The following is a 23,341-nucleotide window of genomic DNA, read 5'->3' on the forward strand; positions in this document are numbered from 1 at the left end:
CGACCCGCTGGCCCGGGCTTGTCAATGACCGGATCATCCGATTCCTGAACAAGACGAACCGAAGAGAATCGCGGGCGTTTGTGCTTGGAAAATACCCTGAGGCATATTCGAATACCAAAGGGTTAACATTTGAGGCATCGAGAGGACAAGGAAGAGAGCCCCATGGAGACATATCCGACCCTGAGACAAGCCACCGGCGTGGCCCGCACGCTCAGCAAGCATTCGTCCAGCACGATGGTGGTCTACCGGGTGACGGAGCAGAAGTTCGTCACCGCGCATGCCAGTGACCGGGTGGAAGGGACCATCGAGGCGGTCTACCGCGACGGCTATGTCGTGCAGACCCTCCTGAGCAAGCGCGCGGAGTAAGCCGGACGGGCAAAAAAAGGCCTCCCTCGGGAGGCCTTTGCGCTTCTGGCGCAGAGGGTCAGGACGAACTGGGCACCGCCTGCATCAGCAGCGTCAGCGCCTTTCGCAGGCTCGTGACCGACGCGTTGGCCCCCTTGTCGAAGCCCAGCCGCACCACCACCAGGTCGTGCGAAGGAACGATCAGCACCACCTGCCCGCCGGCGCCCAGCATGTAGTAGGCCGAGGTCGGCACCGGCCAGGTGCTCGAGCCGTTGAGCCAGAAGAAGCCCCCGTAGATCGGTCGCTTGTCGGCGGCCCAGGCCGGCGCGAGCGTGCTCACGAACTTCACGTAGCCCTCTGGCAAGAGGCGTTCGCCGTTCCACACGCCGTCCTGCAGGTACAGGTTGGCCAGCCGCGCCCAGTCGCGCCCCGACATGAAGTCGTAGCCCTGTCCCATGAAGTTGCCGTAGGGGTCGGTCTCCAGCGTCATCGTGCGGATGCCGATCTTGTCGAACAGGTTTCTCTGCGGGAACGACAGGTATTCCTCGCCGCGTTTCTCCACCGCCAGGCGGATCAGGTAGTTCGCCAGCACAGGGTCGGTGTTGCGATAGCGGCCGATGGTGTTGGGCGGCCATTGCTGCGGCCGCGTGGCCGCGTAGTTGAAGATGTTGATGCGGCCCGTGTAGAAGTAGACGTGGTCGGGGTAGGTGCCGGTGGGGTCGAAGTCCGGGTCGTCCGGCGCCTTGATGCGCAGGCCGCTCGACATGTGCAGGATGTCCTGGATCCTGATTTCCTTGCGCTTGTCGTCGGCTCCCTGCCATTCCGGAATGGGCGCCGGCTGGTCGAGGCTGTACACGCCCTGCTTCATGAGCACGCCCATCATCGTCGCGGTGACGCTCTTGCCCATCGACCACGACTCCAGCGGCGTGCTCGAGGTGATGCCGTTCATGTAGCGCTCGCCGACGATGCGCCCCTTGTGCGTGACGACGAAGGCCGCGGTGTAGGCCTCCGGCAGCTCGAAGGCTGCATCGACCGCCTGGCCCACCTTCGTCGTGTCGATGCCGGGTGCGGAGCCGGAGGGCACGATGTCGCCCATCGGCCATTGCTGTGTCGATGGGTCAGGCAGAGCGCTCTTGACGGTCACCGGCGTGAAGAACACGTCGTCCCGGCCGGGCGGCAGCGTGATGCAGCCCTGCGAGCCGAAGTAGCGCGCGGTCAGCGTCGGGCCGTTGGGAATGGTGATGCGGACTTCCTTCTTGACGCTGTCCACCACCGGCTTGCCGACCTTCTTGCGCTGGTCGTAGGGCCCGGTGAAGTAGCCGACGCTCTCGGCCGCCACGTCGGGGTCGAGGCCGGTGATGAACGCCGCGGAGCACATCGCCTTGGCGTAGCCGGAGGTGTTGTGCTCCAGCGGGTCACCCGGTGGCGGCACGTACGGCGTGTTGAGCTCGTAGCTCCTGGCGCGGGCAATGAGCGCTTCGCGTGCGGGCAGTTCCGGCGTGTTGGAAGACGGCGGCGAGGTGGTTCCGCCGCCAGTGCCGAGCCCTATGCCGATTCCTCCGCCCCCACCGCCTCCGCCGCCGCCCCCACATGAGGTCAAAGCTATTACAAGCAGCGCACCTGTTGCGATGGCAAAGGGCGCGCGGACAAACCTCGTCATTGGGGGGCTCCTCGCTTTGTTGTTGCCGGAGTCTGCGCGAGAACCGTAACGACATGCAAGCCCGCTCTTCAGATACCGCTCAGCCTGAGGCGGCCTGCGATGCGATCCACTCCCAGACGGCGCGGATCGCCGGCTCGTTCTCCCTGCCGCTCGCGACCGCAAGGAAGTAGCTGCCGGTATCGAGCGCGGGCCCGAAGGGCTGCACCAGCGCACCGCTGCGAAGCTCCTCGGCCGAGAGCGTGAGGCTCAGCAGCGCCACGCCGTGCCCGGCGAGCGCCGCCAGCATCGCGTGCGTCTCGTCGGAGAACGACAGGTCCGATGCCTTCATCGCGCGCCCCCTCGGCGGCACGACGCCGGCTTCGCGGAACCAGCGCGGCCACACGGCGGGCGCGAGCGCCTGCGGCTGCCAGTCGCAGTGGATCAGCCGGTGCTTCGGCAGATCTTCCGCGCGCTTCAGGCCCAGCATCGGGCTGCACAGCGGCGCATAGTGCTCGCGCATCAGCTCGCGCGACACCAGGCCCGGCCAGTTGCCGCTGCCCGAGCGCACCGCGATGTCCGCATCGCCGCGCGCCAGGTCGACCACGGTGTCGCTCGCATGCAGCCGCAGTTCCACGCCGGGGCTGGCCTTGCGGAACGCATCCATGCGCGGCAGCACCCAGCGCGCTGCGAATGCCGTGTTGGTGGTGAGCGTCACGGCCTGCGACGCGGCGGGCCGGCGCAGCCTGTCGACGCCGGCCTCGAGCAGATCGAAGCCCATGCGCAGGTCGTCGAAGAGCCGCTGGCCCGCGGGCGTCAGCGCGAGCTGCCGCGTGAGCCGCCGGAACAGCGGCTGGCCCAGCGTGTCTTCGAGCCCGCGCACCTGATGGCTGATGGCCGAAGGCGTGACCGATAGCTCGAGCGCCGCGCGCTGGAAGCTCAGGTGCGCGGCCGCGGCTTCGAAGGCGCGCAGCGAGAGCAGGGGAGGCAGCCGGCGGGGAGGGCGGATGGATGAGCCAATCTCGTTCATAAGAGGAGAAATCGTCGTTTGTGAGGAATGACCTCGATCCATAGATTAGAGGCCTGCGCAGCATTCTGGCAGCGCGGAATGAAAGACACCAATTCATCCATCACGAGCAGGACAACGACCATGAACATCCTCCACATCGACGCCAGCGCCCGCCCCGGCCGTTCCGACACCGACCTCCACGGCTCGCACACGCGCCGCCTGTCCGCGCGTTTCGTCGAGCGCTGGCAGAAGGCGCGGCCCGCCGACCGCATCGACTACCTCGACGTGGGCCAGCAGCCGCCCGCGCACGTCAACGGGCGCTGGATTCACGCGGCCTTCACGCCGCCCGCGGCGCGCGAACCATGGATGGCCGAGGCGCTGGCCGAGAGCGATCGGCTGGTCGATCAGCTCGTCGCGGCCGACCTCGTCGTCATCGGCCTGCCCATGTACAACTTCAGCGTGCCAGCGCAGTTCAAGGCCTGGATCGACAACATCGTGCGCGTGGGCCGCACCTTCGGCTTCGACCGCTTGCGCGGGGCGGTGCCGTACTGGCCGATGCTGGCGGACATGGGCAAGCGCGTGGTGCTCCTCGGTGCGCGCGGCGACCACGGCTACGACGCGGGCGGGCGCATCGCGCACCTCAACCACACCGAGAACAGCGTGCGCTCGGCATTGGGCTACATCGGCATCACCGAGGTGTTCGAGGCGGCGGTGGAGTCCGACGAGTTCGGCGGCGAGCAGCTTGCGCAGTCGCTGCGGCGCGCCGAGCAGCGGGTGGACGATCTCGTAGACGAGCTGCTCGACTCGCGTGGACGCATCGCCACTGCTGACACCACGCTGTCAGCAGCAGCCGCCTAGGATTTTTCGCTCCACTTCCGGAGCGAAAAATGGTGCCTGACCCTCTGCTGGAGCGCTTTCCCCGCCCGCCGACCGCTGAGCTCTTCGGCCAGCGCGTGCTGGAGTTCGACCGGGCCAGGGGCACGATCCGGCTGAGCTTCACGGCCACCGATGCATTCCTGAACCCCGCCGGAGCGGTGCAAGGCGGCATCCTGGCGGCGATGCTCGACGACACGATGGGCCCGGCGCTGTGGGTGCTCAACGGCGAGGAAACGTACTCCGTCACCATCGACTTCAGCGTGTCCTTCCTGGCCGCCGCGAAGCCCGGCCTGCTGTACGGCGAAGGCCGCGTCGTGCAGCGCGGCAGGAGCATCGCCTTTCTCGAGGCGCAACTGAGCGACGCGGAGGGCCGCATCGTCGCGCGCTCCACCGCGAGCGCGCGCATCGTGAAGGCCTGATGCGGCGAACTGCAAGCGCTCAGGCCGACAGCTGCTTGCGGAAGCCGATCGACAGCCGGTTCCAGCTGTTGATCGCATTGATCGCCATCGTCAGGTCGACCCGTTCGGCCTCGCTGAACTGCGCCGCGAGCGCCTCGTAGGCCTCGTCGGGTACGTGCGTGAGCGAGACCTGCGTCACCGCTTCGGTCCACGACAGCGCGGCGCGCTCGCGCCCGGTGAAGAAGGGAGTCTCGTGCCAGACACTCAGCGTGGCCAGGCGGCGGTCGGTTTCACCGGCCTTGCGCAGGTCGGCCGTGTGCAGGTCGATGCAGTAGGCGCAGCCGTTGATCTGCGAGGCGCGCAGCTTGACCATGTCGAGCAGCTTCGGCTCCAGGCCGAGCTTGCCGATGGCCACCTCGAAGGCGATCAGCGCCTTGAGCGCGTCGGGCGAGGCCTTGTAGAAATCGAGGCGGGATTCGGAGTGCGCTTGCATGTCGGGTTCCTTCTTGGGTAGTGGTTCAATCCTGACTCGATGCTAGGAGCCGGGGCCGCCGCCGGCGGCGGCCAATCCGGAGCATTCGCAGGAGACCAATCCGATGGAATTGCACGTCGTCATCGAAGGCGACAAGGACCTGACCGGGCAGCTCTACCGGCAGCTGAAGGAAGCGATCCGCGCTGGCCGGCTGGCCGCCGGCGAAAGGCTGCCGCCGTCGCGGCTTCTCGCCGAGCGACTGGGCCTGTCGCGCAAGACGGTGTCGGAGGTTTATGCCCGGCTGACCTTCGACCGGCTACTCACCGCGCGCGTCGGCAGCGGCACCTTCGTGGCCGAAGGCGCGGCGCGCAAGCCGGCGCCCGTGGCGGCACGGGCGCTCGCGGGCTCGGCGATGGTCGAGCACTGGCGCGGCATGAGCACGCCGCTGCGGCATCCCGCGCCGGCGGGCAGCGCGCGCTACGAGTACATCGGCGGGGCTCCGGCGCGCGATCTCTTTCCGCACGCCGACTGGCGCCGCTGCGTGCTGCATGCGCTGCGGCAGGGCGCGCGCTCGCGCGGGCTGTACGGCGACGCCGAAGGGCTGCATGAACTGCGCGATGGCATCGCCCGGCATGCCAGCTTTTCCAGGGGCGTGCGCTGCGGCGCGGCCGACGTCCTCGTCACCAACGGCGCGCAGCAGGCGCTCGACCTGATCGCACGGGTGCTGGTCGAGCCCGGGAGCACGGTCGCGATGGAGGAGCCCGGCTACCCGCCGGCCCGGCTGCTGCTGGAGGCGCAGGGCGCGAAGGTGGTGGGCGTGCCGGTCGACCGCGAGGGGCTGGTGGTCGAGTGCATTCCCGACGGCACGCGGCTGATCTACGTGACGCCTGCGCACCAGTTTCCGCTGGGCGTGCCGATGAGCGAGCGCCGCCGCAGGGCGCTGCTGGCGCGTGCAGACGAGCTGGGCGCCATCGTGATCGAGGACGACTACGACAGCGAATTCCGCTACGAGGGCCGCCCGGCCGATTCGCTGCAGAGCATGGACGAGCACGGCCGCGTGGCCTTCGTCGGCACCTTCTCGAAGACGCTTTCGCCCGATCTGCGGCTGGGCTACCTGGTCGCACCGCTGGCGGTGCTGGAGGCCGTGGGCACGGCCAGGCACCTGACCGACTGGCACACCTCGACGCAGGCGCAATGGGCGCTTGCCAAGTTCATTGCCGACGGCGACCTCAACAGGCACATCCGCCGCTGCCACGCGGCCTACGCGGCGCGGCGGGAGCGCATCGTGCGACGCTTCGCGGACGAGCTGTCGCCCTGGTTCGAGCTGCTGCCGGTGACGGCCGGCATCCACATGGCGGCCATCTGCAGGCGCGAGATCGACATCGGCCAGCTCATCGCGCTGGCCCGGAGGGTCGACGTGGGGCTGTATCCGCTGGCGCCGTTCTTCCATTTCTCGCCGCCGCGTCCGGGGCTGATGCTGGGTTTCGGCGCCATCGACGAGGCGGACATCGATCCGTCGCTGGACCGGGTACGCGACGTGCTCCTGCAGATGGGTTGAATCCGATCCGGGTACAGCTGCGTACCCCCACACGGCAAGAATGGAGGGCTTCCGATATCTTCCGTGGTGCGCAGAACGCGTCGATACTGTGCCCGGAAACCCCAGTCCTGCCGGCAACGCACCGGTCCGAACACGCTCAATGACTCAAACAGGCTCCTCGAAAATCCGCCTCGGCTTGCATACCCGCCTGAGCCTCGGCGTGGCGGCCGTGGTCCTGCTGGCCACCTTCGCGATCGCCACCGTCGCCCTGCACCTGGTCAAGAGCAACATGCGGGCCTCGATCGCGGCCGAAGAACTGGCCCGGGTGAGCGCCATCGCCGATGCCATCGACCAGAAGTTCGACAGCCGCCGCATCCTGTTGCAGACCTTCGGCGGCACCGTGAAGGCGCAGGACTTCCAGGCCGACGCGGCGCTGCAGGCCTTCCTGGAAAAGCACGTCTCGCTGCGCCAGGCCTTCGACAACGTCGCCTTCCTCGACATGGACGGCAACCTGGTGGCCAACCTGAACGGCGCGCAGGCCATCGGCAAGGTGAACGTCAAGGACCGGGCCTACTTCCAGCAGACCGTCGCCTCCAGGGCGGGCCTGGTGTCGGAGCCTTACCGGAACAGGCTCAACGGGCTGGCCCAGGTGGCCATCACCGAACCTGTGCTCGACCACGCGGGGCAGGTGAGGTTCGTGATTTCGGGCGCCATCAACCTGAAGGAACGCAACGTCCTGGGCACGCTGACCGACGTCAAGTTCGGCAAGACCGGCTACCTGTTCGTGACCACCACGGACGGCGTGGTGGTCGACCATCCGCGCACCTCGCGCATCCTCAACCAGATCCAGGCGGACGGCGGCGGCACGCCCCAGATCCTTCGCGCACTGGCCGGCTTCCAGGGCTCCAGCGAAGGCGTCGACGAGGCCGGCGTGCCAGCCCTCTACGCCTTCGACCGCGCGGAGAGCGCGAACTGGATCGTCGGCGCGCTGTACCCGCGCCGCGAGGCCTTCGCGACCGTGGACGCCATCGAGCGCGGCGCCTGGCTCGGCGCACTGGCGCTGGCGTTTTCGGCAGGCGCCCTGGCACTGGCCGTGGCCCGCAGGCAGCTCAGGCCGCTGGCCGACCTGCACCGGCACATGCGCTTCACCCAGGAAGCCCCGGAGGACGCCCCTCACGACGAGATGGCGCAGCGCAGCTACACCCGCGACGAGATCGGCGACCTCGCGCGCACCTTCGACGAGCTGATGGAGCAGCGGCGCGCCATCGAGCGCAGCCTCGCGCACAGCGAGGCGCAGGTGCGCATCATCGCGGACAGCATTCCGGCGATGGTGTCGCACGTCGACGCCTCGCTGCGCTACACCTTCGTCAATGCCCACGTGCGGGCCCTGCACAACAACGCGTCGCTGGTGGGCCGCCTGATGCCCGACGTGCGCGGCCCGGCCGACTTCGCGGTGGTGGAGCCGCATTTCCTGCGTGCGCTGGCCGGGGAGACGGTGATCATCGAGAAGTCGGGCGATCCGGCGCTGGGCATCGGCGACCGCACCTTCAAGGCCCACTACATCCCCGACCTCGACGCCGACGGCAAGGTGTGCGGCGTGTTCTCGATGACCTTCGACATCAGCGAGGAGGTCAAGATCCGCCGCGCCCTGACGGAGCAGGAAACCCGCCTGCGCGACGTGACCGACAGCATTCCGGCGCTGGTCGGCTATTTCGACCGCCAGCAGAACTGCCTGTTCGCCAACGTCAGGGCGCGCCAGATGGCGGGCCTGGGCGAGGGGGCTCCGCTGCAGGGCACGACGTTGCGCTCGGCGTTGGGCAGGACGATCTATTCCCAGCTCAAACCGTACCTTCCGGTCATGTTCTCGGGCAAGAAGGTGCGCTTTCCGGTGCGCGCGCCGCTGCACGGCAAGCAGGGCTACTTCCAGGTCAACCTGATCCCGGACAAGAACCTGCGCGGCGAGGTCGTGGGCTTCTACCTGATGTCCTTCAACATCACGGCGCTGAAGGAGGCCGAGCTGCGCCAGGCGGAGAGCGAGCTGCGCCTGCGCGCCATCACCGACAACATGCCGGCGCTGATCACCTACATCGATCGCGACGAGAAGATCACCTTCGCCAACGCCACCAGCCGCGAATGGCTCGGGCTCGACCCGGCGCAGGTGCTGGGGCGCCACATCCAGGAGGTGGCCGGCCGCGAGGTCTACGTGTCGCGCCAGCCAATGCTCGCCAGGGCGCTGGCCGGCGAGCGCGTGGAGTTCGAGTCGCGCACGCAGCGCGCGGGCTTCGAGCGCATCACCCAGGTCATCTACGTGCCAGACGTGCGCACCGACGGGCTGACGCACGGCATCTTCTCGCTGGCGCTGGACATCACGGCGCTGAAGGTGGTGGAGCACAAGCTCATCGAGCTGGCCCGGCTCGACACGCTCACCGGCCTGCCCAACCGGCTGGCCTTCAACGAGTACCTGCCCGACGCGGTGCTGCGCGGGCAGCTCACCGGCCATGCGTTGGCGCTGATGTTCCTCGACATCGATCACTTCAAGGCCATCAACGACACGATGGGCCACGCCGTGGGCGACGCGGTGCTGGCCGAGTACGCGCGCAGGCTGCAGGCCTGCGTGCGCGGCACCGACATGGTGGCCCGGCTGGCCGGCGACGAGTTCGTGCTGGTGCTGGAAGGGCTCGGCACGCCGGAGGCGGCGGCCGTGGTCGCGGAAAAGATCGTGCAGCGCGTCCACATGCCGCCCTTCGTGGTGGACGGCCAGCGCGTGGACGTCACGACCAGCATCGGCATCGCGTTCCACCGCGCGGCCGGCTCCTCGGCCACCGCCACCGAGCTTCTGGCTCGGGCGGACGCCGCTCTCTACAACGCGAAGGCGGCCGGGCGTGACCGGTTCGCGTTCTTCATGCCCTCGGGCGAATCGAACTCGAGCAGCGATTCGCCCACGCGGCAGGAGCACTGACCACCGGCGGCAGGGCGAGGCTCAGGGGCGAGCCAGCACGAGGTTCTCGTGACGGCCTTCGCCGAGGACGAACCACGTCGTGCCCCGGCGCACGAAGCCGTGCTTCTCGTAGAAGCCGCAGGCCCGCTCGTTTCTTGCGTTGACCGTCAGCCACATCGCGTCGCTGCCGGTTCGCTCGCGAGCCGTGGCGCAGGCTTCGTCGAGCAGGGCGGAGCCCACGCCCGAGCGGGTGAACGGCTCTTGCACGTAGAGCGTGCAAAGCTCTGTGCCGGCCACGGATGACAGGGGCGGAGGCTGCGGGGCGTCGAACCCCAGGCGCGCGTAGCCGAGCAGGTGGCCGTCGGCCTCGGCGACGATCAACCCGGTGCCGGCGTCGTCCATCCACCCCGTGAACGCGGCGGGCGTGAACTGTTCGAGCACGTAGCGCGCGAGCAGGTCGCTCACGCCTTCGGTCGCGTAGGTGGCCAGCCAGACCTGAATGGACAACGCCGCCAGCGCTGGAGCGTCGGCGGCGATGGCCGGGCGGACCCGGAAGGAGGGAGGAGACGAAGGCATGTCGGTCGGTCGGCCGATTCTGCCTTCGCACGTCGATCAGGCTCGGGCCGATGCGCAATCGCTCGGCGCATCGCGCGGTTCGCTGCGGTCCAGAGAGCGGCTCCACAGCGCGATGGCAAGGCCTACCAGCGTGATCAGCGCGGCCACCCAGCCCAGCGCGCGCAGCCCCGGGCCGTGGTCGATCACCACGCCGCCGACCCAGGCGCCGAGTGCGTTGCCGAGGTTGAAGGCCGCGATGTTGAGGCTGGACGCGAGGTTCTGGCCCGCGCCCGAGGCCTTCTCAAGCACCCGCAGCTGCATCGGCGCCACGGTGGCGAAGGAGGCCACGCCCAGCAGGGCGACGAACACCACGGCGGTGAAAGGCGTGCCGATGGTGAACTGCATTGCGCCGAGCACCACGGCCAGCGCCACCAGGGTGCCGAACACGGCGGCCATCGGTGCCCGGTCGGCCAGCTTGCCGCCGAGCAGGTTGCCGATGGCGAGGCCGCCGCCGAACACCAGCAGGATCGGCGACACGGCCGATTCCGGCAGGCCGGTGACCTGCGTGAGCAGCGGCTGGATGTAGGTGTACACCACGAACACGCCGGCGAAGCCGAGCACCGTCATCGCGAGGCCGAGCAGCACCTGCGGACGCGCCAGCACGCCCAGTTCATCGCGCAGCGGCGCGGGCTTGGCCTCGTTCTTCACGCGCGGAACGAATACTGCGAGCACCGCGAAGGCCAGCACGCCGATCAGCGTCACGGCCCAGAAGGCCGAGCGCCAGCCGAACTGCAGGCCCAGCCATGCGCCGGCCGGCACGCCCAGCAGCGTGGCGGCGGTGAGGCCGGTGAACATGATCGCAATGGCGGAAGCGCGGCGTTCCGGCGCCACGAGCCCGGTGGCAACCACCGAGCCGACGCCGAAGAAGGTGCCGTGCGCCAGCGAGGTGATGACGCGCGCGGCCATCAGCATCTCGTAGTTGGGCGCCAGGGCGCAGGCGAGGTTGCCGAGCGTGAAGATCGCCATCAGCGCGAGCAGCACGGTCTTGCGCGGCAGCTTGCGGGTGGCGATGGTGAGCACGGGGGCGCCTACCGCGACCCCGAGCGCGTAGCCCGAGATCAGCAGGCCGGCGGCCGTGATGGAGACGTGAAGATCCGTCGAGACCTGCATCAGCAGGCCCATGATGACGAACTCGGTGGTGCCTATTCCGAAGGCACCGGCGGTGAGGGCGATGAGAGCTATTGGCATGATGGCCTGTACTGTGCGGGCGAAGACCATCGATGACTAGAATGCCGCCAGTACACAGACTTGTGAGATCAACTCACAGATTGAAGGAAGAGCCATGCCGCGCATCGACGTCAACCGCTCCGGCGAGATGGAAGCCTTCGTGCAGGTGGTCGAGTCGGGCGGCTTCTCGGCCGCCGCGCGCCTGCTGGGCATGACGCCCTCTGCCGTGAGCAAGCTGGTGGCGCGACTCGAGCTGCGCCTGGGCATCCAGCTGGTGCACCGTTCCACGCGCAAGCTGCAGCTCACGCCCGAGGGCACGGAGTTCTACGAGCGCAGCCTGCGCGTTCTGGCCGACATGGACGAAGCCGAGCGCTGCGCGGCAGCTGGCGCGGCACCGCGCGGGCGCGTGAGCATCAACGCCAGCGTCTCGTTCGGCCACCACAAGCTGGTGCCGCTGGTGCCACGGCTGCTGGAGATGCATCCGCAGATCACGCTCGACATCGCGCTGACCGACCGCATCGTCGATCTGATGGACGAGCGCGCCGACATCGCGATTCGCTGGGGGCAACTGCCGGCATCTGATCTCGTGGCGCGACGGCTCGGCGAGACCAGCCAGTCCATCGTCGCGGCGCCGGCCTACCTGGAGAAATACGGCACGCCGCGCACGCCGCAGGAGCTGGAGGCGCACAACCGCCTGGGCTGGAGCTACCGGCGCAATACGCCCGACTGGCCGCTGCGCGTGGACGGCCGCATGCAGTGCCTGCCGGTGGCCGGACCGGTGCGCGCAGGCGACGGCGAAACGCTGCGCCAGTTGGCCATCGCGGGGGCGGGCGTGGCGCGGCTGTCGCTGTACCACATACAGCACGACATCGACGCTGGGCGGCTGGTGCCGCTGCTGGAGGAGTTCAATCCGGCCGAGGTGGAGCCGATCCACGCGGTCTACATCGGCAAGGCCGGCACGCTGCCCGCGCGGGTGCGGGCGGTGCTCGATTTCCTGGTGGCCTGCTCGGGCGTGGGAGGTGGGCGCTATACGCTCAAGCGGACCGCGCCGATGCCCGGAAACTCGGCCGTCACCTGATCGCCGCGCCGGCATGGCAGCACGCCGACCCATGAACCGGTGGTGACGACGGTGCCGGCCGGTACTGTCTGGCCATTGCGCGTGATGTGGCGCAGCCAGATCGGCAGCAACCAGGCCGGGTCTGCCAGCGGATGGGTGCCTTCGCGCACCACGACGTCGGCGCTGCCGATCTTCGTTTCGCAGCGCTGCGAGGCCCAGTCGACGGCGGCATAGGGCTTCCATTCGCCGATCACGAGCGCGCCATGCACCTGCGAGTCGGCAAGACGCAGCAGGGCGGGCGTCGAGGGCAGGTCCTGCCAGCGTGCATCGACGATCTCGACCGACACCGCTATCGCATCGATGAGCGCGGCGGCGTTCTCGTGATCGAGCTTCGCGGCCTGCGCGGGTGTCACGTCCTGGCCCAACCGCAGCGCAATCTCGGCCTCGATGCCGGGTGTATGGAACACGAGGTCGCTGAAATCGGCCGGGCTCTGGCGGACACCGGCGGGCGCCAGCGGCGCATGCGTGAGCGTCGCGGTGCGCGAGCCGCCGCCCGACTTCCATGCGCGGGGCACGGGCTGGCCGTCGAACCAGCCGAGCGCGGCCGCGACGGCGTCCTGCACTTCATAGGCTTGCGTCGCTGTTTCGAGGGTGTCGAGCCAGGGCGTGGCGTCGAGGGTGCGGTTGCCGCGGCGCGCGGCCACGAGTGCGTCGGTGAGGGCGGTCTGGGATGGAGTCATCTTCCCGATCTTCTCAGCAAAAACCTGGCTGGTGATGGCGATCCTTCCGGGAACACGGAGGAACCGGCTTTGCCGGGCCTCAGGTGTTGCCCCCGGAAGGGGATTGGCGTAGCGACACGAAGTGCGCGAAGCCTGGGGTGTGAGCCAGGCTCTTCAGGTTTCGACGTGCACGTTGCCGTCCTTCACCACCTTCGCCCACTTCGCGATCTCGGTGCTGATGAACTGCTTGAACTTGTCCTGCGAGCCGCCTCCGTCTTCCGCGCCGTAGGTGTCGAGCCGCTCCTGCACGTCGGGCATCGCCAGCACCGTGTTCACGTCGCGGTTCACCTTCTGCGCGATGGAGGCCGGCAGCTTGCCCGGTCCGGCCAGGCCGTACCAGGTGGTGGCCTCGAAGCCCTGGAAGCCTTGCTCCTGCATCGTCGGCACGTTGGGGTGGCCCTTGGCGCGCTTGGTGCGCGTCTGCGCCACGGCGAGCACGCGGCCGTTCTTCACATGGGGCGTGGCGGCGGTCATGGTCTCGAAGCTGTACTGGATCTGCCCGCCCATCAGGTCGGCCAGCAGCGGGCCGCTGCCCTTGTAGGGCACGTGCAGCGCATCGACGCCGCCCTGCAGCTTGAACATTTCCAGCGCCAGGTGTTGCGCCGAGCCCGCGCCGGCCGAGCCGAAGCTCAGCGTGCCGGGCGCGGCCTTGCAGGCGGCGACGATGTCCTTCACCGACAGCGCCTTCTGCGCCGGGTTGGCGATCAGCAGGTTGGGCGTGACGCCCACCAGCACGATCGGCACGAAGTCGCGTTCCACGTTGTAGCGCAGCTTGGGCTGCAGGCTGGGTGCGAGCGCGTGGCTGTTGATGTGGGCCATCAGCAGCGTGCTTCCGTCGCTGGGCTGCTGCGCCACGTAGTCGGCCGCGAGCACGCCGGCCACGCCGCCCTTGTTCTCGACGATCACCTGCTGGCCCCACATGGTGGTGAGCTTCTGGGCGACCACGCGGGCCAGTGCGTCGGTGCCGCCGCCGGGTGGAAAGCCGACGACGATGCGCACCGGCCCGGTGGGCCATTCCTGCGCGAAGAGCCGGGGCACGCCCAGCGTGGCGGCCGCGGCGCCCGCGGCCTGGATCAACGAACGTCTCTGCATCTTCCTTGTCTCCGTCGTGGGTGGGAAATCCGATGCGCGCCGCCGCGCCGTATGCTTGTGCAGCGCCGGCGGCGCTGCGTGCCTGTCTATGCGGCCTTCTGCAGCGCGGCCGGAGCCGTGTGGTTCGAGAAATGGTCCATCGCGGCCTGCACGCCGCCACCGGCGAGCCTGATGCCCGCGAGCTTCATGCCCATCTCGACGCCGGCGACCATGGCCACCAGCGTCAGGTCGTTGCTGTCGCCCAGGTGGCCCATGCGGAACATGCGGCCCTTGAGCTTGCCCAGGCCGGTGCCGAGCGAAAGATCGAAGCGCTGGTGGATCAGCCGGCGCAGCGCGTCGGCATCCACGCCCTCGGGCGTGATCACGCCGGTGAGCACGGGCGAGTAAACGGCCGGGTCGGCGCACTGGATCGGCAGGCCCCAGGCGTTGACGGCGGCGCGCACGCCGGCGGCCCAGCGCTGGTGGCGCGCGAACACGTTGTCCAGGCCCTCGCCGAGGATCATGTCCAGCGACTCCGAGAGGCCGTAGAGCAGGTTGGTGTTGGGCGTGTAGGGCCAGTAGCCGTCCTTGTTCATCTCGACGATCTCGTCCCAGGCCCAGAAGGCCTTGGGCAGCTTTGCAGTCTTCGAGACTTCGAGCGCGCGTGGCGAGAGCGCGTTGAAGCTGATGCCCGGCGGCAGCATCAGGCCTTTCTGCGAGCCGCTGACGCACACGTCCACGCCCCATTCGTCGTGGCGGTAGTCCGCGCTGGCGAGGCCCGAGATGCTGTCGACCATCAGCAGGGCGGGGTGGCCCGCGGCGTCGATGGCCTTGCGCACCGAGGCGATGTCGGAGGTGACGCCGGTGGAGGTCTCGTTGTGCACCACGCACACGGCCTTGATCTTCTTTTCCGTGTCCTTGCGCAGGCGGGCCTCGATGAGGTCGGCCTGCACGCCGCGGCGCCAGCTCGGCGCATTGGGCAACTGCGCGTCTGCGCCTTGCCATGCGAGGAATTCGGTAGAGAGGCCCAGGCGCGTGGCCATCTTCTGCCACAGCGAGGCGAAGTGGCCGGTCTCGTACATGAGCACGTGGTCGCCGGGGCTCAGCGTGTTGGCGAGCGCGGCTTCCCAGGCACCAGTGCCCGAAGCGGGGTAGATCGCGACAGGGTGCTTCGTCTTGAAGATCTGCCGGATGCCGCCCAGCACCTTCAGGCCCAGCGTGCCGAACTCGGGGCCGCGGTGGTCGATGGTGGGCAGGCTCATGGCCCGCAGGATGCGGTCGGGCACCGGGCTGGGACCGGGAATCTGGAGGAAGTGACGGCCGGTGGGGTGGATGTCGAGTTGCAGCATGAACTCTCCTTTCGCATTCAGTTTTGCATTCAAAATGCATTTTTGTTTGATGGTTTACCCTGATATCTCTGGCTTGTAGCTCATCTTTTTTGCATTCAAAATGCATTCAAGGGAAAAATCATGACAGCCGAAATCATCGAAATCTCCAGGCTCGCACTGCACGACCAGGTGGCGGCGCGCCTGCGCACCATGCTGGTCGAAGGGCTCATCGCGCCCGGTGCAAAGCTCAACGAACGCGAGCTGTGCCTGCAGCTGAACGTGTCGCGCACGCCGTTGCGCGAGGCCATCAAGCTGCTCGCGGCCGAAGGGCTGGTCGACCTGCTGCCCAACCGTGGCGCGGTGGCGGTCAAGCTCACCGAGGCCGACGTGCTCAACACCTTCGAGGTGCTGGCCATGCTCGAGGGCATGTCGGGCGAACTCGCCGCCAGGCGCATCACCGACGAGGAACTCGCCGAGGTGCGCGCGCTGCACTACGAGATGCTGGCCTGCTTCTCTCGGCGCGATCTCTCGGGCTACTACAGGCTCAACGCACGCATCCACACGGCCATCAACGACGCGGCGGCGAACCCGGTGCTGTCGAACACCTACCGCTCCATCAACGCGCGCGTGCAGTCGCTGCGCTTTCGCACCAACCAGAACGAGGCGAAGTGGAAGCACGCCGTCGAGGAGCACGAGCAGATGATCGACGCGCTCGCAAGACGCGACGCCGAGGCCATGCGCAAGGTGCTCGTCTCGCACGTGCTGCGCAAGCGGGACACCGTGCTGGAGCTGCTGCGCGCCGGCGAGATCTATCCCTCGGCGAAGTCGAGCTGATTGAACTGAACGTCACCAAGAAAACACATGCGCATCGATCCCGCCAGCCACATGCAGCCAGCCGGAACCGTTCTTCCGCCCAACGAAACCTGCGAGCAGCTCGGCCGCCGCCTGCGCGCCGAAACGCAAGGCGAAGTGCTGTTCGACGACGCCTCGCGCGGGCGCTACGCCACCGACGCGTCGATCTACCAGATCACGCCCGTCGGCGCCTTCGTGCCCACGAACGAACGCGACATCGCCACCGCCATCGACATCGCCCGCGACCTCAAGGTGCCGGTGCTCGCGCGCGGCGGCGGCACCAGCCAGTGCGGGCAGACGACCGGCGCGGCGCTGGTGATCGACAACAGCAAGCATTTCCGCCGCGTGCTCGACGTGAACGTGGAGGAGGGCACGGCCACCGTCGAACCCGGCCTGGTGCTCGACCACCTCAACGCGCAGCTCAAGCCGCACGGGCTCTGGTATCCGGTGGACGTGTCGACCAGCGCACAGGCCACGCTGGGCGGCATGGCGGGCAACAACTCCTGCGGCTCCCGCTCCATCGCCTACGGGAACATGGTGCACAACGTGCTGGGCGCGAGCGCGTGGCTGTCGAACGGCGAGCTCGTCGAATTCGGCTCCGTCGGCTCGCTCGGCGTGCGCGCGGCGGGCATCGCGCAGTTCGTGCGCAGCCTCGCGCGGCAGCACCGCGAGGCGATGGCCGAGCACTGGCCCAAGGTCATGCGCCGCGTGGCGGGCTACAACCTCGACATCTTCGACAACCAGAGCGAGCGGCCCTACACGGCCGACGGCAGCGTGAACCTCGCACACCTGCTGATCGGCTCCGAGGGCACGCTGGCCTACACCCGTAGCCTGAAGCTCAAGCTCGCGCCGCTGCCGCGCGCGAAGGTGCTGGGCATCGTCAACTTCCCGACCTTCCATGCCGCCATGGATTCGGCCCAGCACATCGTGAAGCTCGGGCCCACGGCGGTAGAGCTTGTCGACCGCACGATGATCGAGCTGAGCCTGGCCAACCCGGCCTTCAAGCCGACCGTCGAGACCGCGCTGATCGGCAAGCCGGCGGCCATCCTGCTGGTGGAGTTCTCGGGCGCCGACAAGGCTTCGCTGCTGCCGCAGCTGAAGCAGCTCGTCGAACTGATGGGCGACCTCGGCCTGCCCGGCAGCGTGGTCGAGATGCCCGACGAGGCGCGGCAGAAGAACCTCTGGGAAGTGCGCAAGGCCGGCCTCAACATCATGATGAGCCTCAAGGGCGACGGAAAGCCCGTGAGCTTCATCGAGGACTGCGCCGTGCCGCTCGAGCACCTGGCCGAGTACACCGACGCGCTGACCGAGGTGTTCGCGAAGCATGGCAGCCGCGGCACCTGGTACGCGCACGCCTCGGTCGGCACGCTGCACGTGCGTCCGATTCTCGACATGCGAGTGGACGGTGCCGCCAAGATGCGCGCCATCGCCGAAGAGGCGAGCGAGCTGGTGCGCAAGTACAAGGGCGCGTTCAGCGGCGAGCACGGCGACGGCCTGTGCCGTGGCGAGTGGATCGAATGGCAGTTCGGCCCGGCCATCAACGAGGCCTTTCGCGCGATCAAGCGCAAGCTCGACCCCATCGATCTTTTCAACCCCGGCAAGATCATCGACCCGCCGCGCATGGACGACGGCGCGCTGTTCCGCTTCGCGCCGCCCACTGCGCCCAGGCCGTATCGACGCATCGAACTCAAGCCCGTGCTCGACTGGTCGGCATGGAACGTCAACGCCGACCCGGTGACCGAAGTGACCACCGCGCCCGGCACCGGCGGCGACAGCACAGGCGGCCTGGCCAAGGCCGTGGAGATGTGCAACAACAACGGCCACTGCCGCAAGTTCGACGCCGGCACCATGTGCCCCAGCTACCGCGTGACGCGCGACGAGCAGCACCTCACGCGCGGCCGTGCCAACACGCTGCGGCTGGCGCTGTCGGGCCAGCTGGGCCCCGATGCCTTCACGAGCGAGGCCATGCACGAGACCATGGACCTGTGCGTGGGCTGCAAGGGCTGCAAGCGCGACTGCCCGACGGGCGTGGACATGGCGAAGATGAAAGTCGAGTTCCTCGACCACTACAAGAAGCGCCACGGCCACACGCTGAAAGACAAGCTGGTGGCGAACCTGCCCGACTACGCCCACAAGGCCAGCCGCTTTCCCTGGCTGCTGAACCTGCGCAACAGCGTGCCCGGCGCCGCATGGCTGGGGGAGAAGCTGCTGGGCTTCTCGGCGAAGCGCTCGCTGCCCGAATGGCGCGGCGACACCTTCTGGCGCGGCAAGGCCGATGAGCCCGGGCTGTTCGTCGAGCGAGACGTGGCGTTGTCGATCGCGCGCCGTGGCGGCAAGGCGGCTGTGCTCTTCGTCGACACCTTCAACGGCACCTTCGAGAGCGAGAACGCATTCGCCGCCGCACGCGTGCTGCAGGCCGCGGGCTACGTGCTGCACACGGTCGAGAAGAGCGGCGGGCACCATTGCTGCGGTCGCACATTCCTGGCCAGCGGCATGGTCGACGAGGCGAAGAAGAAGGCCGAGGCGTTGATCGATGCGCTCGTGCCGCTGGCGCGCGCGGGCGTGCCCATCGTCGGGCTGGAGCCTTCGTGCCTGCTCACGCTGCGCGACGAGGCACTGGTGATGGGCTTCGGCGAGAAGGCCGAGCTCGTGGCCAAGCATGCGCTGCTGTTCGAGGAGTTCATCGCGCGTGAGCTCAAGCAGGGGCGCTTCGAGCTGCCGCTGAAGCCCGCCGAAGCACCCATCCTGCTGCACGGCCATTGCCACCAGAAGGCCTTCGGCGCGGTGAGTCCGGTGATGGAAGTGCTCAAGCTCATTCCCGGCGCGCAGCCCGAACTCATCGAAAGCTCGTGCTGCGGCATGGCCGGCAGCTTCGGCTACGAGGCCAGTCATTTCGAGGTGTCGATGAAGATGGCCGAGGCCAGCCTGCTGCCCGCCATCCGCGCGAAGCCCGGAGCCATCGTGGTGGCCGACGGCACCAGCTGCCGCCACCAGATCGGCGATGGCGCGCAGCGCGAGGCGGTGCACGTGGCTGTGCTGCTGGAGCGGCATCTGCTGCAGACAGACCCGGTGTCCGAAGCGGGTTGAGCGGGCGGCGCCTGCAGGCCGGCGGCAGCTGCCGCAGAATAGGCCCGCCTGCCGCCCGCCACACCAATGCCGACGACGCTCGCTTCTCCATCCCCCATCTCCGCCCAGCCCACGCTGCGGCTTGCCTTCGCGCTGTCGATGGGCGCGGCGGTGTCGCTGGGCATCACGCGCTTCGCGTATGCGCTGCTGCTGCCGCCGATGCGCGCCGACCTGGGCTGGAGCTATGCGCTGGCAGGCGGCATGAACACGGCGAACGCGGTCGGTTACCTCGTCGGCGCGCTGGTCACTCCGGCACTGATGCGGCGCTTCGGCGCGACCCGGCTGCTGGTGTTCGGCGCGGTGCTGGCCAGTATGTTCATGGCGGGCAGCGGCTTCGTCACCGATGCGTCTGCATTGCTGTTGCAACGCCTGCTTGCCGGCATTGCCAGTGCCTGGGTGTTCGTGGCGGGAGGACTGCTCGCGGCTCGGCTCAGCGACGCAGGTTCGGCGCGCGGCGGCTTGCTGCTCGGCATCTACTACGGCGGCACCGGCTTCGGCATCCTGCTGTCGGCATTGCTCGTGCCGCAGGTGCTGCGCGCGGCGTCGGGCGTTCCTCACGGATGGACCTGGGCTTGGTGGGCGCTGGCGGTCGCGAGCGCGGCAGCCACCTGCCTGCTGGCTTGGGCGGGGCGCGCGATGCCCGAGCAGCCGGCCGCTTCCGTTGCACCTGCCGCCGCGTCGGGCTCGGCGCCGCCCGTTGCGCTGCACCGCTTCGGCTGGGCACTCGCCGGCTATGCCTTGTTCGGCATGGGCTACATCGGCTACATGACCTTCGTGATCGCGCTGCTGCGCGAGCAGGGCGCCAGCGCCGGCTTCGTCACGTTGTTCTATGCATTGCTCGGCATCGCCTGCGTGGCTTCCTCCCGGCTGTGGGCCGGGCTGCTCGACCGGTATCGCGGCGGGCAGCCGCAGGCGTTGCTCAACGGTTTGCTCGGCGTTGCAACGCTGCTGCCGGTGCTGAGTTCTTCCGCGCCGATCGCACTGATTTCCGGCGTGCTGTTCGGCGGCGTATTCCTGTCCGTGGTGGCCTCGACCACCGCGCTGGTGCGCCACAACCTGCCGCCGTCGCGCTGGGCACAGGGCATCAGCGCGTTCACCATCATCTTCGCGCTGGGGCAGATCGTCGGGCCGACCGTCACGGGCTGGATCTCCGACGGCCCCGGTGGATTGGCGCGCGGCCTCGTGGCTTCGGCGACGGCCCTCTGGCTCGGCGCGGTGCTGGCGTCGCGCCAGCATTCGCTGCAACGGGAGACATCGTGATGAGCGGCTTTGCCTTGTTCGAAACTTCCATCGGCATGTGCGCCTTGGCGTGGGGGCCGCACGGCCTGGTCGGCGTGCAACTGCCCGCCGACAACGGCGAACCCGCCACGCGAGCGCGCATGCAGCAGCGCTTTCCGGACCTGCATGAAGGCCCACCGGACGAGAGGGCACAGCGCGCCATCGACGCCATCCAGGGTCTGCTGCGCGGTGTGCACGACGACCTGAGCCACATCGAGCTCGACATGAGCGGCGTGTCCGAATTCCACCAGCGCATCTACGCGATCGCGCGGCGCATTCCGCCGGGGCAGACCCGCACCTATGGCGAGATCGCCGAGGAGCTGGGCGACAAGGGGCTCTCGCGCGCCGTCGGGCAGGCCATGGGCCACAACCCGTTCGCGCCCGTGGTGCCATGCCATCGTGTGCTCGCCGCGGGCAACAAGCCGGGCGGCTTCTCGGCAGGCGGCGGCGCGCTGACCAAGCTGCGCATGCTCGACATCGAGGATGCGCGGCCGAACGGGATGGCTTCGCTCTTCTGACGATCGGCCAGGCGGCGTAGTGCCTAAGTCATCCCTCGAAAAGGGGATGCGGAGGCGGTAGCGAACGAGCACAGTGGCAACCCTCACGGGACGAGGGGGCGCGACGTGCAACTCTGGCTTGAGCAGATCGAGAAGGCGCGGGAGCGGAGCGAAGGCATCGACCTGCAATCTCTTGCCGACTACGCAAGAGACAAGACCCCGCGCGATCTCGGCACGCCCAAGCAGCTCGAGGACCGCAGGAACTTCCTGCGCGAGAGCCTGGGCGACGACGAGAAGTCCGCCGTTGCGTACGAGCGCATCATTGCCGGCAGCGAGATACAGGACGTCAACTACCTGGCCCGCGGCGCACGGGCCGCGAAGGCGGTCAGCCGGATCGTCATCAGGGACACGGCGGGGCGGCTCGTCGGCTACGGCACCGGATTCCTGATCGCGCCGGGCGTGCTCATCACCAACAACCACGTCCTGCCTTCCATCGAAGCCTGTCGCCGCTCCGAAGCCCAGTTCGAATTCGAGCTCGACATCGACGGCGCGGCGCTCAACGCGACCACCTACGGCCTCGAGGCACAGGCACTCTTCTTCACTTCGAAAGCGCTCGACTTCACTGTCGTGGCCGTCACCGCCGTATCGACGGTGGGAGAGGGCCAGCTCTCGCACTACGGGTTCCTGCCGCTCGTCGGCGCCACCGGCAAGGTCTCGGACGGCGAGTGGCTCACGATCATCCAGCACCCCAACGGCGACCGGAAGCAGGTGTGCGTGCGCGAGAACAAGCTTCTGAAGCGCACGGACGACGTGCTCTGGTATTCGACCGACACGCTCGGCGGCTCCTCGGGCTCCCCGGTCTTCAGCAACGACTGGTACGTGGTCGCGCTCCACCACAGCGGCGTGCCGGAAGAACGGGACGGCCGGACTCAGACCATCTCGGGCCGCGACTACGACCCGAGGAAGGACGGCGAGCAGGACATCAAGTGGATCGCCAACGAGGGCATCCGCATCTCGCGCATCGTCGAGACGCTGCAGTCGGTTCTTCCCGCGCACCCGCTGCTGCAGCCGGTCTTCGGGGCCACGCCGGAGAACTCGCGGCTGATGCTGCCTTCGGTCGATCTGCTGCAGTCGACGTCGACTCACGTTCCCGGGACCACGCCAGCGCCCGGCCCGCTCATTCAGCAACCCCAAAACCGGAAGACGATCATGAACGACATGCAATCTGGTGGAAGAAGGACGCTCACGGTCACGTTGGGCATCGAGGCGGATGGAAGCGTCGCGGTGCTGCGCTCCGGCCCCGCGGCCCGCGAATCGCTGGACGCTTTCGAAGCGTCCGGCGCCAAGGCCAAGAAGAAATCCGCGCCGGCCATCGACGTGCCCTTCAATGCGACCTACGACGACCGCAAGGGCTTCGACAGCGGCTTCCTCGCACCCGGCAAGCCCGAACTGTCGGTTCACCTGCCGCTGCTCGGAAAGGCTCTTGCCAAGGAGACCGCGGAACTTGTCGACGCCGCCCCGGGCGAGAACGTGCTGAACTATCACGGCTACAGCCTCGTGATGCACAAGGCAAGGCGGCTGGCTCTCTACTCGGCCGCGAACGTCGACTTCAGCGGCCGCTTCGAGCTGCCCCGGCCGGCGGACGTGTGGAGGCAGGACCCGCGCATTCCCTCCAGCGCGCAACTGACAAATTTCTACTATGAGAACAACCAGTTCGACCGCGGACACCTGACGCGCCGCGAGGACATGGAGTACGGCGGCAGCCGGCTCGCCGCGCTCACCAGCGCGGCCGATACCTGCCACTGGACCAACTGCACGCCGCAGCACTCGAAGTTCAACCAGAACAAGGAGCTCTGGCAGGGCATCGAGCGCCACATCTTCGAGGACGCGATCAAGCTCGACCGGTTCAGGGCCCAGGTCATCACGGGGCCGATCCTCGAGGAGAGCGATCCGGTGTGGGACAGGTATCCGAAGATCCAGTATCCGGTGCGCTTCTGGAAAGTCGTCGCGGCGATCACGTCCAAGGGAGCGCTCTTCGCCACTGCCTACATCCTCGATCAGTCCGGCGTCATCGATGAGTTCGGCATCGAGGCAGCGCGGGAGGTGCCGTTCGATGCCTACAAGACATTCCAGGTCCGGATCGACGAGGTCGAGCGGCTCACCGGGCTCAGCTTCACGGGTGGCCCCGCCAGGAGGGTCTTTTCGCTCTCCACGGTCGATCCGCTTGCGAAGAAGCCCGTGAGGAGAAGAAGCACCAGGGTTCGCGCGCAGGAATCGGCGCTGGCCGATGCGCCGGACGGCTGGCTGCCGCTCGATTCGCTCGAGTCGATGATCCTTCCTGATTCGCAGGACTAGCCGGG

General features: G+C 68.2%; 19 protein-coding genes. 11 read left to right on the forward strand and 8 right to left on the reverse strand.

Annotation, left to right across the window (positions count from 1 at the left end; genetic code table 11):
* The first annotated feature begins 162 nt into the window (after positions 1-162).
* Positions 163-366 carry a hypothetical protein gene (locus tag EJP69_RS01980; RefSeq protein ID WP_093195045.1) on the forward strand — a complete coding sequence of 68 codons (204 nt, stop codon included), beginning with the start codon at positions 163-165 and terminating at the stop codon, positions 364-366.
* A gap of 58 nt (positions 367-424) precedes the next feature.
* Here the strand turns inward: EJP69_RS01980 and EJP69_RS01985 are convergent, their stop codons facing one another.
* Entirely contained in the window at positions 425-2,005 is a 1,581-nt protein-coding gene (locus EJP69_RS01985; protein ID WP_126468540.1) for a serine hydrolase domain-containing protein, read from the reverse strand.
* Positions 2,006-2,084: 79 nt separating this feature from the next.
* Positions 2,085-3,011, reverse strand: coding sequence for a LysR substrate-binding domain-containing protein (locus EJP69_RS01990; RefSeq protein ID WP_126468541.1), 927 nt, complete (start codon positions 3,009-3,011; stop codon positions 2,085-2,087).
* A 120-nt stretch (positions 3,012-3,131) separates the two neighbouring features.
* Here EJP69_RS01990 and EJP69_RS01995 point away from each other — a divergent pair, with 120 nt between their 5' ends.
* Together EJP69_RS01995 and EJP69_RS02000 are read left to right on the forward strand one after the other, a co-directional pair.
* The gene (locus tag EJP69_RS01995; protein WP_240652003.1) at positions 3,132-3,848 is read left to right on the forward strand and encodes an FMN-dependent NADH-azoreductase; all 717 of its coding nucleotides are present in this window, start codon (positions 3,132-3,134) and stop codon (positions 3,846-3,848) included.
* Between the two features lie 29 nt (positions 3,849-3,877).
* On the forward strand, positions 3,878-4,285 hold the full coding sequence (locus EJP69_RS02000) for a PaaI family thioesterase (RefSeq protein WP_093306825.1): 408 nt from the start codon (positions 3,878-3,880) through the stop codon (positions 4,283-4,285).
* A 19-nt stretch (positions 4,286-4,304) separates the two neighbouring features.
* On the opposite strand, the gene EJP69_RS02005 is transcribed toward EJP69_RS02000, so the two are convergent.
* Positions 4,305-4,757 (reverse strand): carboxymuconolactone decarboxylase family protein, encoded by a 453-nt coding sequence (locus EJP69_RS02005; protein WP_126468543.1) that lies wholly within the window; start codon positions 4,755-4,757, stop codon positions 4,305-4,307.
* A gap of 103 nt (positions 4,758-4,860) precedes the next feature.
* On the opposite strand from EJP69_RS02005, the gene pdxR reads away from it, so the two are divergent.
* Positions 4,861-6,294 (forward strand): MocR-like pyridoxine biosynthesis transcription factor PdxR, encoded by a 1,434-nt coding sequence (gene pdxR / locus EJP69_RS02010; RefSeq protein WP_126468544.1) that lies wholly within the window; start codon positions 4,861-4,863, stop codon positions 6,292-6,294.
* A gap of 175 nt (positions 6,295-6,469) precedes the next feature.
* Positions 6,470-9,232 (forward strand): sensor domain-containing diguanylate cyclase, encoded by a 2,763-nt coding sequence (locus EJP69_RS02015; RefSeq protein WP_240652004.1) that lies wholly within the window; start codon positions 6,470-6,472, stop codon positions 9,230-9,232.
* Positions 9,233-9,253: 21 nt separating this feature from the next.
* On the opposite strand, the gene EJP69_RS02020 is transcribed toward EJP69_RS02015, so the two are convergent.
* Together EJP69_RS02020 and EJP69_RS02025 are read right to left on the reverse strand one after the other, a co-directional pair.
* Positions 9,254-9,787, reverse strand: coding sequence for a GNAT family N-acetyltransferase (locus tag EJP69_RS02020; RefSeq protein WP_170217027.1), 534 nt, complete (start codon positions 9,785-9,787; stop codon positions 9,254-9,256).
* A gap of 36 nt (positions 9,788-9,823) precedes the next feature.
* Positions 9,824-11,014: an MFS transporter gene (locus EJP69_RS02025; RefSeq protein WP_126468546.1), complete on the reverse strand. Its 1,191-nt coding sequence runs from the start codon at positions 11,012-11,014 to the stop codon at positions 9,824-9,826.
* A gap of 94 nt (positions 11,015-11,108) precedes the next feature.
* On the opposite strand from EJP69_RS02025, the gene EJP69_RS02030 reads away from it, so the two are divergent.
* Positions 11,109-12,071: a LysR family transcriptional regulator gene (locus tag EJP69_RS02030; RefSeq protein ID WP_126468547.1), complete on the forward strand. Its 963-nt coding sequence runs from the start codon at positions 11,109-11,111 to the stop codon at positions 12,069-12,071.
* Here EJP69_RS02030 and EJP69_RS02035 read toward each other — a convergent pair.
* From EJP69_RS02035 to EJP69_RS02045, 3 genes are all read right to left on the reverse strand, one after another.
* On the reverse strand, positions 12,020-12,790 hold the full coding sequence (locus tag EJP69_RS02035) for a fumarylacetoacetate hydrolase family protein (RefSeq protein WP_126468548.1): 771 nt from the start codon (positions 12,788-12,790) through the stop codon (positions 12,020-12,022). The genes EJP69_RS02030 and EJP69_RS02035 overlap by 52 nt on opposite strands.
* Before the next feature lie 153 nt (positions 12,791-12,943).
* Positions 12,944-13,921, reverse strand: coding sequence for a Bug family tripartite tricarboxylate transporter substrate binding protein (locus tag EJP69_RS02040; protein WP_093195056.1), 978 nt, complete (start codon positions 13,919-13,921; stop codon positions 12,944-12,946).
* A gap of 86 nt (positions 13,922-14,007) precedes the next feature.
* Positions 14,008-15,249 (reverse strand): pyridoxal-phosphate-dependent aminotransferase family protein, encoded by a 1,242-nt coding sequence (locus tag EJP69_RS02045; RefSeq protein ID WP_126468549.1) that lies wholly within the window; start codon positions 15,247-15,249, stop codon positions 14,008-14,010.
* A gap of 120 nt (positions 15,250-15,369) precedes the next feature.
* Here EJP69_RS02045 and EJP69_RS02050 point away from each other — a divergent pair, with 120 nt between their 5' ends.
* The 5 genes from EJP69_RS02050 (at position 15,370) to EJP69_RS02070 (ending at position 23,336) form a co-directional block, all read left to right on the forward strand.
* On the forward strand, positions 15,370-16,062 hold the full coding sequence (locus EJP69_RS02050; RefSeq protein WP_093195058.1) for a GntR family transcriptional regulator: 693 nt from the start codon (positions 15,370-15,372) through the stop codon (positions 16,060-16,062).
* 27 nt (positions 16,063-16,089) lie between these two features.
* Positions 16,090-19,167, forward strand: coding sequence for an FAD-binding and (Fe-S)-binding domain-containing protein (locus tag EJP69_RS02055; RefSeq protein WP_126468550.1), 3,078 nt, complete (start codon positions 16,090-16,092; stop codon positions 19,165-19,167).
* A gap of 66 nt (positions 19,168-19,233) precedes the next feature.
* Positions 19,234-20,466, forward strand: coding sequence for a YbfB/YjiJ family MFS transporter (locus EJP69_RS02060; RefSeq protein ID WP_126468551.1), 1,233 nt, complete (start codon positions 19,234-19,236; stop codon positions 20,464-20,466).
* The gene (locus EJP69_RS02065; protein WP_126468552.1) at positions 20,466-21,002 is read left to right on the forward strand and encodes a methylated-DNA--[protein]-cysteine S-methyltransferase; all 537 of its coding nucleotides are present in this window, start codon (positions 20,466-20,468) and stop codon (positions 21,000-21,002) included. The genes EJP69_RS02060 and EJP69_RS02065 overlap by 1 nt, the downstream gene beginning before the upstream one ends.
* 105 nt (positions 21,003-21,107) lie before the next feature.
* A complete protein-coding gene (locus EJP69_RS02070; protein ID WP_093195062.1) occupies positions 21,108-23,336 on the forward strand; it encodes a DNA/RNA non-specific endonuclease in 2,229 nt (742 codons plus the stop codon).
* Positions 23,337-23,341: the final 5 nt, after the last annotated feature.

Source organism: Variovorax gossypii (assembly GCF_003965815.1).
In the GTDB taxonomy this organism is placed as follows: Bacteria; Pseudomonadota; Gammaproteobacteria; order Burkholderiales; family Burkholderiaceae_C; genus Variovorax; species Variovorax gossypii.

What these genes read in the sequence shown, in the direction of transcription:
- EJP69_RS01980 (WP_093195045.1), top strand. Translation starts at nt 163, where the DNA reads ATGGAGACATATCCGACCCTGAGACAAGCCACCGGCGTGGCCCGCACG.
- EJP69_RS01985 (WP_126468540.1), bottom strand. Translation starts at nt 2,005, where the DNA reads ATGACGAGGTTTGTCCGCGCGCCCTTTGCCATCGCAACAGGTGCGCTG.
- EJP69_RS01990 (WP_126468541.1), bottom strand. Translation starts at nt 3,011, where the DNA reads ATGAACGAGATTGGCTCATCCATCCGCCCTCCCCGCCGGCTGCCTCCC.
- EJP69_RS01995 (WP_240652003.1), top strand. Translation starts at nt 3,132, where the DNA reads ATGAACATCCTCCACATCGACGCCAGCGCCCGCCCCGGCCGTTCCGAC.
- EJP69_RS02000 (WP_093306825.1), top strand. Translation starts at nt 3,878, where the DNA reads ATGGTGCCTGACCCTCTGCTGGAGCGCTTTCCCCGCCCGCCGACCGCT.
- EJP69_RS02005 (WP_126468543.1), bottom strand. Translation starts at nt 4,757, where the DNA reads ATGCAAGCGCACTCCGAATCCCGCCTCGATTTCTACAAGGCCTCGCCC.
- pdxR (WP_126468544.1), top strand. Translation starts at nt 4,861, where the DNA reads ATGGAATTGCACGTCGTCATCGAAGGCGACAAGGACCTGACCGGGCAG.
- EJP69_RS02020 (WP_170217027.1), bottom strand. Translation starts at nt 9,787, where the DNA reads ATGCCTTCGTCTCCTCCCTCCTTCCGGGTCCGCCCGGCCATCGCCGCC.
- EJP69_RS02025 (WP_126468546.1), bottom strand. Translation starts at nt 11,014, where the DNA reads ATGCCAATAGCTCTCATCGCCCTCACCGCCGGTGCCTTCGGAATAGGC.
- EJP69_RS02030 (WP_126468547.1), top strand. Translation starts at nt 11,109, where the DNA reads ATGCCGCGCATCGACGTCAACCGCTCCGGCGAGATGGAAGCCTTCGTG.
- EJP69_RS02035 (WP_126468548.1), bottom strand. Translation starts at nt 12,790, where the DNA reads ATGACTCCATCCCAGACCGCCCTCACCGACGCACTCGTGGCCGCGCGC.
- EJP69_RS02040 (WP_093195056.1), bottom strand. Translation starts at nt 13,921, where the DNA reads ATGCAGAGACGTTCGTTGATCCAGGCCGCGGGCGCCGCGGCCGCCACG.
- EJP69_RS02045 (WP_126468549.1), bottom strand. Translation starts at nt 15,249, where the DNA reads ATGCTGCAACTCGACATCCACCCCACCGGCCGTCACTTCCTCCAGATT.
- EJP69_RS02050 (WP_093195058.1), top strand. Translation starts at nt 15,370, where the DNA reads ATGACAGCCGAAATCATCGAAATCTCCAGGCTCGCACTGCACGACCAG.
- EJP69_RS02055 (WP_126468550.1), top strand. Translation starts at nt 16,090, where the DNA reads ATGCGCATCGATCCCGCCAGCCACATGCAGCCAGCCGGAACCGTTCTT.
- EJP69_RS02060 (WP_126468551.1), top strand. Translation starts at nt 19,234, where the DNA reads ATGCCGACGACGCTCGCTTCTCCATCCCCCATCTCCGCCCAGCCCACG.
- EJP69_RS02065 (WP_126468552.1), top strand. Translation starts at nt 20,466, where the DNA reads ATGAGCGGCTTTGCCTTGTTCGAAACTTCCATCGGCATGTGCGCCTTG.